This is a genomic window from Kitasatospora sp. NPDC059571, assembly GCF_042735675.1.
Taxonomy (GTDB): domain Bacteria; phylum Actinomycetota; class Actinomycetes; order Streptomycetales; family Streptomycetaceae; genus Kitasatospora.
Map to the genome: position 1 here is coordinate 1 of NZ_JBHWBW010000262.1, position 10,552 is coordinate 10,552.

Genomic DNA, 10,552 nt, shown 5'->3' on the forward strand with positions numbered 1-10,552 from the left:
CTCCGGGAAGTGGCAGGCCACCTGGTGGCCGGCCTTCGCCGCGACCAGCGGCGGCTCCTGGGTGGCGCAGACGTCCTGCGCCTTCCAGCAGCGGGTGCGGAAGCGGCAGCCGCTCGGCGGGTTCAGCGGCGACGGGACGTCACCGGTGAGCAGGATCCGCTCGCGGCGCTCCTTGCGCCGCGGGTCCGGCGTCGGCACCGCGGACATCAGCGCGTTGGTGTACGGGTGCATCGGCGAGCCGTACAGCGAGTCGCGGTCGGCGATCTCGACGATCTTGCCGAGGTACATCACCGCGACGCGGTCCGAGACGTGCCGGACGACCGAGAGGTCGTGGGCGATGATCAGGTAGGTCAGGCCCAGCTCGTTCTGCAGGTCGTCGAGGAGGTTGACCACCTGCGCCTGGATCGACACGTCGAGCGCGGAGACCGGCTCGTCCGCGACGATCATCTTCGGCTTGAGCGCCAGCGCGCGGGCGATGCCGATGCGCTGCCGCTGGCCGCCGGAGAACTCGTGCGGGTAGCGGTTGTAGTGCTCCGGGCTGAGACCGCACAGCTCCAGCAGCTCCTGGACGGCGCGCTTGACGCCGCCCTCGGTGGCCACCTTCTGCAGGCGGAACGGCGCGCCGACGATGGTGCCGACGGTGTGCCGCGGGTTCAGCGAGGAGTACGGGTCCTGGAAGATCATCTGGATGTCCCGCCGCAGCGGACGCATCGCCGAGACCCCCAGGTGGGTGATGTCGGTGCCCTCGAACTCGATCTTGCCGCCGGTGGGCTCGTCCAGCCGGGTGACGAGCCGGCCCATGGTCGACTTGCCGCAGCCGGACTCGCCGACCACGCCGAGGGTCTCGCCGGCGTTGACCGAGAAGTCCAGGCCGTCCACGGCCCGGACGGCACCGGACTGGCGGCGCAGCAGACCCTTGGTGATCGGGAAGTGCTTGGTCAGACCGGTGACCTTGAGCAGCGGCTCACGGTCGGAGGCGGTCGCGGGTGCGGGGATCACCGCCGTCGATGGGTCCGTCATCGGTTGTCTCCTGAGTGTGGAACGAACGGCCGGGTCACAGCCGGGGTGCGATCTCTTCGGCGAAGATCCGGTGCCGCTCGGCGATCGGCAGGTGGCAGGCCGCGTGGTGCCGCGGAGCGGCCTCGGCCAGCACGGGCACCTCGGAGGAGGAGCGCCCGCCGGTCAGCTCGGCGTACGGGCAGCGCGGGTGGAAGGCGCAGCCGGACGGCACGTTGATCAGGCTCGGCGGGGTGCCCTTGACCGGGATCAGCCGGTCCTGGAGCTCCCGGTCGAGCCGGGGCATCGAACCGAGCAGGCCCCAGGTGTAGGGGTGCTCGGGGGACTCGAAGAGGGTCGCGGCCGGGCCGCGCTCGACCGACTTGCCGCCGTACATCACCAGGATGTCGTCGGCGAGTTCGGCGACCACGCCGAGGTCGTGGGTGATGATGATGACGGCCGAGCCGAACTCCTTCTGCAGGTCCCGGATGAGGTCCAGGATCTGCGCCTGGACGGTGACGTCCAGGGCGGTGGTCGGCTCGTCCGCGATCAGCAGCGAGGGGTCGTTGACCAGGGCCATGGCGATCATGGCGCGCTGGCGCATACCGCCCGAGAACTCGTGCGGGTAGGCGTCCACCCGTTTGTCGGGCTGCGGGATGCCGACCCGGTCGAGCATCTCGATCGCACGGGTGCGGGCCTGCTTCTTGCTGGTGCCCGGGTGGTGGGCCCGGTAGCCCTCGACGATCTGGGCGCCGACCGTGTAGTACGGGTGCATCGCGGTCAGCGGGTCCTGGAAGATCATCGCCATCTTCTGGCCGCGGAGCTTGCGCACGCGCTCGGGGTCGGCCGCGATCAGCTCCTCGCCGTCCAGCCAGACCTGGCCGGAGATCCGCGGGGCGCCGCGCTTGGTGCCGGTGCGGTGCAGGCCCATGATCGACAGGGAGGTGACCGACTTGCCGGAGCCGGACTCGCCCACGATGCCGAGGGTCTTGCCCTTCTCCAGGTCGAAGGTGAGCCCGTCGACCGACCTGACCAGGCCGTCCTCGGTCGGGAAGTGCACGCGCAGGTCGCGCACCGACAGGAACGAGGTGGGCTTCTGGGTGTTCAGGGTCTTGCTCATGACAGCCTCACCCGAGGATCGACAACGGCGTACAGCACGTCAACCATCAGGTTGGCGATGATGATGAAGAAGCCGGCGAAGAGGGTGACACCCATGATCACCGGCAGGTCGCTGGAGCTGACCGCGGCGACCGCCTCGTAGCCCAGGCCACGGAAGTTGAAGGTCGTCTCGGTGAGCACCGCGCCGCCGATCAGAGCTCCGAGGTCCATGCCGAAGACGGTGAGGATCGGGGTGAGCGTGGAGCGCATGGCGTGCTTGCCGATGACCGTCCGCTCGCCGAGGCCCTTGGCCCGGGCGGTGCGGATGTAGTCCTCGCCGAGCACCTCGAGCAGGGTGGCACGGGTGAGGCGGGCGTAGGTCGCGGCGTAGAGGAACGCCAGGGTGACCCACGGGAGCACGAGGTTCTGGAACCAGCCGACCGGGTCGTCGCCGAGGTTCACGTAGTCGTGCGGGAACCAGCCGAGCTGGTAGACGAAGATCGCGCTGGCGAGCATGCCGGTGAAGTAGATCGGCAGCGAGACGCCGGCCAGGGCGGTGGTCATGCTGATGCGGTCGATCATGGTGCGGCGGCGGAGCGCCGAGACCACGCCGGTCGCGGTGCCGAACACCAGCCACAGCACGGAGGCGCCGGCGGCGAGCGAGGCGGTGACACCGAGCCGGTCGAGCAGGACGGGCCACACCTCCTGCTCGGTCTTGAAGGAGTAACCGAAGCACGGGGCGGAGCAGTGGGTGATGTCCACGCCGGTGCTGTAGTCGCGCCCGACGAACAGGCCCTTCAGGAACAGGAGGTACTGCTCGAGGATGGGCTTGTCGAGGCCCATCTTGTGACGGATGCCCTCGACGGCCACCTTGTCGGCGATCTTGCCGACGTACAGGAGCGCGGGGTCTGTCCCGGTGAGCTTGGGCACCATGAAGAAGATGCCAAAGGTGACCGCGGAGACCACCAGCAGCATGGCGACGACGTTGACGAGCCGTCGGATGAGATACACGAGCACTGCGGTCGGCCCCGCCCCGGGCCGGCGCACCCCTGTGGGGGTGGCTGCCGACCCGGGCGGGACCTTCACCTGCCCTTCGGACTAGCTGTGCGAACTACGGGGTGAGGACGGAGCAGGTCACTTGCCGTCGGAGACGCCGAGCGCCTGGAAGTCGACCTCACCGAACGCGTCGGTGATGAAGACGTTGGTCAGGCGCGGGTTGCGGTAGTTGAGCGCCTTGTCGGCCACGATCGGCAGCCACACCGCGGTGTCGACGACCTTGTGGTTGATCTGCTTGTAGAGGTCGGCGGCCTTGGCCGGGTCCACCTCGGCGGCGGCCTGGTCGAACAGCGCGTCGATCGCCGGGTCGGCGGTCTCCGGGTAGTTGCTGTTACCGGTCTTGGTGATGAAGCGGCTGTCCATCAGGGGCTGCATGTAGCCGGCGCCGTTCGGGTAGTCGGCACCCCAGCCGGCCACGATCAGGCCGTAGCCCTTCTGGTGGACGACGTCCGGCGAACCGGCGACGGAGGCGAGCAGCTTGCCGTCGTACTGGTCGACCTTGACGGTGACGTTGATGGCCTTGAGGGCGGTCTGCAGCGCGACGGCCGAGTTGACCTCCTTGGCCTTGTTGCCACGGACGGCGATGGTGGTGGTGAAGCCGTCGGCCTTGCCGCACTCCTTGAGCTCGGCCTTGGCCTTCTCGACGTCGGGCTTGCCCTTGGTCAGGCCGAACGGGTCGTAGTCGTCCGAGCCGAGGATGTTCGGGGGCAGCATGCTGCCGAAGGTCGAACCGGCCACCGAGCCGCCGCGGGCGGTCTGCAGGGCGGTGGTGTCGGCCGCGTACAGCACAGCCTTGCGGCAGTGGATGTTGTCGAAGGGCGCGACCTTCTGGTTCAGCGCGATGAAGCGGATGAAGCCGTTGTACGGGTCGTCCGTGTTGGCCTTCAGCTTCGAGTCCTGGAGGACCTTGACCTGGGCGGCCTGGGAGAGACCGGTCTGGCCCCAGTCGAGGTCGGCGGAGCCGTCGAGCAGACGCGCGTCCATGTCGTCCGCGTTGGTGGTGACGGTCAGCTTGACGACGTCCGGCAGGGCCTTGCGGAACGGGTCGCTGCTCGGGTCCCAGTTGGTGTTGCGGACGAGCTCGTAGCCCTTGCCTGGCTCGACCTTGCTGAACTTGTACGGGCCGGAGGAGACCGGCTTGTCACCGTACTTGGCACCGGTGTCCAGCTTCTGCGGGACCGGCGAGGCCGAACCCATGGCCAGCAGGTACGGGAAGGAGGAGTCCGGCTTGGCCAGGTGGAAGACGATGGTGGTGTCGTCCGGGGTCTCGACCGTCTTCAGACCCAGCTTGTTCGGGTCGGTGTCCTTGTACGGGCCGGGGTAGTTCTGGCCCTGGTCCAGGGAGTTGATCAGGTAGGTCGGGCCGCCGGCGACGACGTCCTGCGCGAAGATGCGCTCGATGCCGTACTTGACGTCCTTCGAGGTGATGGCGGAGCCGTCCTCGTACTTCAGACCCTGCTTCAGGTGGAAGGTGTAGGTCTTGCCGTCGGACGCGACGCTCGGCTGGGCGGCGGCGAGGTCCGGGACGAGCTTCAGGCCGTCCTTGCCCGGCTTGCCGTCGAAGGCGAGCAGGGTGCGGGCGTAGAAGCGCTCGAAGTTCCAGACGGAGGCGTAGTACGCACGGCCCGGGTCGAGGGAGTCGACGTCGGTGCTCGTCCAGAGGTTGAGCGTGCCGCCCTTCTTGTCGGAGGGGTTCAGCACCTTGTCCACGGCGGCGTTGAAGCCACTCGCCGACGCGCCCTTGTTCGCGGTGTCGTTCGTGCCACCGCCCTTGGTGCCGCCACAGGCAGCGGTGGTCAGGGCCAGTGCCGCCACGAGGGAGGCTGCAGCAAGTGTCCTGTTGCGCTTCATGGGTGAGGAATCCTCCTGGTGATGTGCGGGCACGAACGGTCCGCCGGGGGCAGGCAGGTTGAGAGGGACCTGCCGGGTCTGAGGGAGGGCTGGACTAGTTGCCCTTGGGGTCGAGCGCATCGCGCAGGCCGTCACCGAAGAGGTTGAAGGCGAGCACCGTGATGAAGATCGCGAGGCCGGGGACGACCATGTAGGTCGGGTCGACCTGGTAGATCTTCGTCGCGTCGGAGAGCATCTGGCCCCAGGACGGCGTGGGGGGCTTGACGCCCGCGCCCAGGAAGCTGAGCGCCGCCTCGCTGAGGATGTTGGTCGGGATGATCAGCGTCGCGTAGACGAGGATCGGGGCGACCAGGTTGGGCAGCAGCTCCCGGAACAGGATGTGGATGCTGCCGGCGCCGAGGCTGCGGGCCGCGTCCACGAACTCGCGCTCGCGCAGCGACAGGGCCTGGCCTCGGACGATACGTCCGATGTACGGCCATCCGAAGAAGCCGATCACCAGCACGAGGATCGCCATGCGCACGCCGCTGCCGGTCAGGCCGAGCAGCGAGTCGGGCATCACGGAGACCAGCGCGATGGAGAACAGCAGCTGCGGGAAGGCCAGCAGCACGTCCATCACGCGGCTGATCGCGGAGTCCACCCAGCGGCCGAAGTAGCCGGCGGCGGCGCCGAGGACGACGCCGATCACCACGGAGACCGCGGCGGCGAGGAAGGCCACGGTGAGCGAGATCCGCGCGCCGTAGAGGATCCGGCTGAAGACGTCGCGACCGAAGGTCGGGTCGACGCCGAGCAGGAAGTCGCCGCTCATTCCGCCGAAGGAGCCCTTGGGAAGGCCCAGGTCGGGGTTGATCTGGTCCGGGTGCGGCTCGTCGACCGGGTGGCCGAAGAGCGACGACAGCAACGGAGCGAAGATCGCGGCGATGATCAGCAGGATCACGACGATGCCGCCCGCGAGGGCGACCTTGTCTCGCTTCAGCCGGTCCCAGGCGATCCGTCCGGGAGAGCGTCCCTGGATGCTCTTGGACGGGCCGCCCGCGGGCGCGGCTTCAGGCCGCGCAGAGCCGGTGGTCTCGGTGGGTGTGGTCATGAGTCAGTTCGTTCCCCTCGCCGACGGTGGCCGGCCCACGGTTCCGGTCGGCGAGGCGACCCGGGCCCGGTCTGGGCCCGGACCTCGGACGGTCCGGAGTTCGCGACAGGTGCGGTGCAGAGCGGTGCGGTGGTTCCGTACGCCGGTGCGGCGGTGCAGAGTTCGTTTTCGGGGGCGCCGGCGATCCGGTGTGCGGCCTGGGCCGCGGCGGTGGATGTCCGGCTGATGCAGGAGCGGGTACTGCGGGCCTTGCTGGTGTGCTGGGTTGCGCGGCATGCACATCGCGCGGTCCAACTGTCCGAGGTACGCGTTCGCCTTTGTGGGGCTCGCCTCGCGCACTGCGTTTGCAGCACTCTCCGTCATCGGAGCAGCGTTCCGCCAGAGGGGGAAACCGAAGGATGCCCAACTGTGATCTACCGCATGCACGGCAAAGCCGGGCGAATAGGTGTCTTCACATGGTTGAAACAAAACCACCAAGGGATGGACTGGCGTAAGGTCGCCAGCGGCGGGAAACTGCCACGATATGGCGCGGACAGGCCTCCGGACGGGTACTGACGGAATCGCGCCACTGGCGGAATCCCGCCATCCGCCGGGCAGCAGGGTGCCCGGGACGGATGGTGTGCGGAGGTGTTGTCAGCGTCCGGGATAGCCCGGCCACGGCTGCTGCGGCCAGCCCTGGGTCCCCGGCGCCGGTTGCGGAGCGTAACCGTAGGGCGGGTAGGGGGCGGGTGCCTGCGGCTGCCCGTAGCGGGCGTCGCGGTCGAAGAACGGCCGGGCGTTGGCCCGCATCCACAGGGCCACCGGGTCGAACTCGTCGGCCATCGCGACGGTGGAGACCGCCAGCCCCTCCGGGGCGAGCGCGGCGGCGCGCTGCACCAGCGCGCGGGCGGCCTCGACGGCCGGCGGCGAGGTGTCGTAGAGGTCCAGGCCGATCGCGAGGTACGCCTCGCCGAGCACCGGCTGCACCCAGGCCCGGCGCAGCGAGCGCAGCGGCCGCACCTCGGCCGCCTGCTGCTCCAGCAGCCCGAAGAACTGCGGTGCCTGGAGCTGGGGTTCGGAGATGCGCAGCGGGCCGGCCGGCAGCCGGTCCAGGCCGACCGCGATCCGGCGCAGGTCGGCCCACGGGACGCCGACGCCGCCGCCGGGGGCGTGCGGGTTGAGCCACAGGCCCCAGCGGGTGCGGAAGAGTGCCGCGGCGATCTCCTGGCCGGAGATGACCTCGTGGGCGCGGGCCCAGCCGCTGGCGGCGAGCTGCTCGGGCGAGGTGACCGCGGGCGCGTAGCCGTGCCCGCTGATGTCCATGTTCCCGTACTGGGCGTCCGGACTGCCGGGGGTGCCGTGCCAGAGCAGCATCCACACCTGCCCCTGGGCGAGGGCCCGCAGCAGTTCCTCGTACGCCTCCCAGCGCTCGGGGGCGACCGCGCCGAGCGCGCGCTCGATGGCCCCCGGGTCGCTCCCGGGCGCCTGGCCCCATCCGCCGGGTGCGCCGCCGGCCGCTGCCGCGCTCATGCGCCCGCCTCGCTCCGCTCTCTCACTCGTCGCGCCCCGTCCGCTCCGTGTCCGCTGCTGGTGTGGGCTTGCGCCCGGACTGTCGGGGAGCACCCTATGGGGCCGTGCCGACAGGCGTCATACCGCATTCCCCCTCCTGGCCCCGCCGGGGCCGGGGGTCACCCGCGCACGTAGAAGGGTGCGACCCGGGTGAGCAGCCACTCGACCACCGGGTCGTCGGCCAGGTCGAGCAGCACCAGGTGGACGCCCCAGGGCGGCGGCGCGGTTCCCAGTGCCCGCCCGAGGGCCTCGTTGACCTGCACCGGCTCGGCCGGGAAGGCCGGGTCGAGCTGGATGCCGACGTACAGCTGCGGCGGGTCCGCCTCCACCCGGGCGATCGCCCGGCGGGCCGTCAGCACGCCCGGCAGCGCGGCGAGTTCGGCGGTGGCGGCGGCCAGGAAGGCGTACGGCTCCTGGTGCGGCTCGGGCTCGCGCAGGGCCACCGCGGCGCCCTCGGGGGCCGGCTCGGCCGACCACTCGTCGCGCGGGCCGCGGCGCAGTTCGCCGACGCCCTCCGGCGGCACCGGGATGCCCACCGGCGCCTCGGGGTTCACCGCGATGCCGATGCCCAGCGGCAGGCCGCGGGCGAACTCCCACACCGGGGCGATCGCGAACGCCATGCCGGGGGCGTGCTGGAGGAACTGCTCCTGCGAGGAGAACACCGGCACGTAGGGCGCACCGGCCAGTTCGATGGTCGGCAGGTCCAGCGAGCCGCCCTGCGGGTCGGCGCCGGCCGGCAGCGGGATCCACACCTGGCTGCGGGCGAGCACCTCGATCACCCGGGGCGTCGCGCCGGGATCGCCGAGCGCCGCGGTGAGCACCTGCTCCAGCTCGTTGGCGGGCCAGCCGCCGCCCGCCGGCGCCTCACCGGGTGCGGCCCACGCCTGTGCCTCGCCCGCCGGATACCCCATGAACCGCCCCTTCGATCGACCCCTGTACAGAGCCTAGCGGGCCTCCCCCTCTCCCATCAGGGTCGGCGGCATGCCATGATGAGCGCGCTCGACCAGACAACCGCATACCGGCCGCTCGAACCCGCGCGGGAGAGTCCGGACGCCCGACAGGGCGCGACCGGCGCCGAAGGAGCAAGTCCTCCCCGGAATCTCTCAGGCACAGATACCGCACGGGCGAGGCACATCTGGAAAGTGGACACGGCCGCGCCGTGCGCCCACCCACGGTGCAAGCCGCCATCCTTGAGGAGGCGGTGAAGCTCTCAGGTTGTTGACGACAGACGGGGAGACTCCACCCCAGCATGCCCATAAGCAGCCAAGGAGTCCTGCCGTCATGTCCCTCCGCCTCACCGCGCTCGACGCGCTGCACCGCTCGCTCGGTGCCACCATGACCGACTTCGCCGGCTGGGACATGCCGCTGCGCTACGGCAGCGAGCGCGAGGAGCACCTCGCCGTCCGCACGAAGGCCGGCCTGTTCGACCTCTCGCACATGGGCGAGATCACCGTCTCCGGCCCGCAGGCCGGCGAGATGCTGGACCACGCGCTGGTCGGCTTCATCTCCGCGCTCGGCGTGCTGCGCGCCCGCTACACCATGATCTGCCGCGAGGACGGCGGCATCCTCGACGACCTGATCGTCTACCGCACCGCGGAGGACGAGTACATGGTGGTCGCCAACGCCTCCAACGCTCAGGTCGTGCTGGACGCGCTGACCGAGCGCGCCGAGGGCTTCGACGCGGTCGTCCGCGACGACCGCGACGCGTACGCGCTGATCGCCGTCCAGGGCCCGGAGGCGAACGGCATCCTCGCCTCGCTGACCGACGCCGACCTGCCGGGTCTGAAGTACTACGCGCTGCTGCCCGCGACCGTCGCCGACAAGCAGGTCTGGCTGGCCCGCACCGGCTACACCGGCGAGGACGGCTTCGAGGTCTTCTGCGCCCCGGCCGACGCCGAGCACCTGTGGCAGGCGCTGACCGCCGCCGGCGCCGACAAGGGCCTGGTGCCCTGCGGCCTGTCCTGCCGCGACACGCTGCGCCTGGAGGCCGGCATGCCGCTGTACGGCCACGAGCTCTCCACCGACCTGACCCCGTTCGACGCGGGCCTGGGCCGGGTGGTGCGCTTCGACAAGACCACCAACGAGGGCGCCTTCGTCGGCCGCAAGGCCCTGGAGCTGGCGGTCGCCGAGGCCGAGACCGCGCCGCCGCGCAAGCTGGTCGGCCTGGTCTCCGAGGGCAAGCGGGTGCCCCGCGCCGAGTACAGCGTGGTCGCCGCGGACGGCACCGTGATCGGCCGGATCACCTCCGGCGCGCCGTCCCCCACCCTCGGCAGGCCGATCGCCATCGCCTACCTGGACGCCGCCCACGCCGAGCCCGGCAGCGCCGTCGCGGTCGACGTGCGAGGCAAGCACGAGCCGGTCGAGGTCGTGGCGCTGCCGTTCTACAAGCGCGCCCGCTGAGGCTGACACCGTCCACCGCCCGGTCCGACCGGCGGACCGCACCGCCCTTCCCCCCTTGCGATCCTGGAGAATGACGCCATGAGCAACCCCAAGCACCTGCAGTACACCAAGGAGCACGAGTGGCTGACCGTCGCCGAGGACGGGGTGTCGACCGTCGGCATCACCGCCCACGCGGCCGACGCCCTCGGCGACATCGTCTACGTCCAGCTCCCGGAGGTCGGTGACACCGTCACCGCGGGTGAGACCTGTGGCGAGCTCGAGTCGACCAAGTCGGTCAGCGACCTGTACTCGCCGGCCACCGGCGAGATCGTCGAGGTCAACCAGGCCGTGCTCGACGACAACTCGCTCGTCAACAGCGCCCCGTTCGAGGGCGGCTGGCTGTTCAAGGTCCGTGTCGAGGCGACCGACGAGCTGCTCGACGCCGACGCGTACACCGCCCTCATCGGCGGCTGACCGCAGCTGGACCCGGGGCGGCCGCAGCGCGGCGGCCGCCCACCCTGGCCCCGGGCCGGCCCGCCC

9 protein-coding genes and 1 riboswitch are annotated in these 10,552 nt (G+C 70.7%); of the genes, 2 read left to right on the forward strand and 7 right to left on the reverse strand.

Annotation, left to right across the window (positions count from 1 at the left end; genetic code table 11):
* From ACFV0G_RS25170 to ACFV0G_RS25200, 7 genes are all read right to left on the reverse strand, one after another.
* A partial coding sequence (locus tag ACFV0G_RS25170) for an ABC transporter ATP-binding protein (RefSeq protein ID WP_380552146.1) occupies positions 1-1,020 on the reverse strand: 1,020 nt, incomplete at its 3' end.
* 34 nt (positions 1,021-1,054) lie between these two features.
* Positions 1,055-2,116: an ABC transporter ATP-binding protein gene (locus ACFV0G_RS25175; RefSeq protein WP_380552149.1), complete on the reverse strand. Its 1,062-nt coding sequence runs from the start codon at positions 2,114-2,116 to the stop codon at positions 1,055-1,057.
* Positions 2,113-3,111: an ABC transporter permease gene (locus tag ACFV0G_RS25180; RefSeq protein WP_380552152.1), complete on the reverse strand. Its 999-nt coding sequence runs from the start codon at positions 3,109-3,111 to the stop codon at positions 2,113-2,115. Before ACFV0G_RS25180 ends, ACFV0G_RS25175 begins: the two co-directional genes overlap by 4 nt.
* 117 nt (positions 3,112-3,228) lie before the next feature.
* The gene (locus tag ACFV0G_RS25185; RefSeq protein ID WP_380552155.1) at positions 3,229-5,001 is read right to left on the reverse strand and encodes an ABC transporter substrate-binding protein; all 1,773 of its coding nucleotides are present in this window, start codon (positions 4,999-5,001) and stop codon (positions 3,229-3,231) included.
* Between the two features lie 94 nt (positions 5,002-5,095).
* Complete coding sequence (locus tag ACFV0G_RS25190) at positions 5,096-6,085, reverse strand: ABC transporter permease (RefSeq protein WP_380552158.1); 990 nt, start codon at positions 6,083-6,085, stop codon at positions 5,096-5,098.
* 633 nt (positions 6,086-6,718) lie between these two features.
* Positions 6,719-7,594, reverse strand: a complete 876-nt coding sequence (locus tag ACFV0G_RS25195) for an enhanced serine sensitivity protein SseB C-terminal domain-containing protein (protein ID WP_380552161.1) — start codon at positions 7,592-7,594, stop codon at positions 6,719-6,721.
* 158 nt (positions 7,595-7,752) lie between these two features.
* Entirely contained in the window at positions 7,753-8,544 is a 792-nt protein-coding gene (locus ACFV0G_RS25200) for an enhanced serine sensitivity protein SseB C-terminal domain-containing protein (protein WP_380552164.1), read from the reverse strand.
* Between the two features lie 116 nt (positions 8,545-8,660).
* Positions 8,661-8,762, forward strand: a riboswitch (glycine riboswitch).
* Positions 8,763-8,914: 152 nt separating this feature from the next.
* On the opposite strand from ACFV0G_RS25200, the gene gcvT reads away from it, so the two are divergent.
* Positions 8,915-10,033 (forward strand): glycine cleavage system aminomethyltransferase GcvT, encoded by a 1,119-nt coding sequence (gene gcvT, locus ACFV0G_RS25205; protein WP_380552167.1) that lies wholly within the window; start codon positions 8,915-8,917, stop codon positions 10,031-10,033.
* Between the two features lie 78 nt (positions 10,034-10,111).
* On the forward strand, positions 10,112-10,486 hold the full coding sequence (gene gcvH / locus ACFV0G_RS25210; RefSeq protein ID WP_380552169.1) for a glycine cleavage system protein GcvH: 375 nt from the start codon (positions 10,112-10,114) through the stop codon (positions 10,484-10,486).
* Positions 10,487-10,552: the final 66 nt, after the last annotated feature.

Excerpts from the sequence above, each read along its gene's own strand:
- ACFV0G_RS25200 (WP_380552164.1), bottom strand. The coding sequence starts at position 8,544 with ATGGGGTATCCGGCGGGCGAGGCACAGGCGTGGGCCGCACCCGGTGAG.
- ACFV0G_RS25185 (WP_380552155.1), bottom strand. The coding sequence starts at position 5,001 with ATGAAGCGCAACAGGACACTTGCTGCAGCCTCCCTCGTGGCGGCACTG.
- gcvT (WP_380552167.1), top strand. The coding sequence starts at position 8,915 with ATGTCCCTCCGCCTCACCGCGCTCGACGCGCTGCACCGCTCGCTCGGT.
- ACFV0G_RS25175 (WP_380552149.1), bottom strand. The coding sequence starts at position 2,116 with ATGAGCAAGACCCTGAACACCCAGAAGCCCACCTCGTTCCTGTCGGTG.
- ACFV0G_RS25195 (WP_380552161.1), bottom strand. The coding sequence starts at position 7,594 with ATGAGCGCGGCAGCGGCCGGCGGCGCACCCGGCGGATGGGGCCAGGCG.
- ACFV0G_RS25190 (WP_380552158.1), bottom strand. The coding sequence starts at position 6,085 with ATGACCACACCCACCGAGACCACCGGCTCTGCGCGGCCTGAAGCCGCG.
- gcvH (WP_380552169.1), top strand. The coding sequence starts at position 10,112 with ATGAGCAACCCCAAGCACCTGCAGTACACCAAGGAGCACGAGTGGCTG.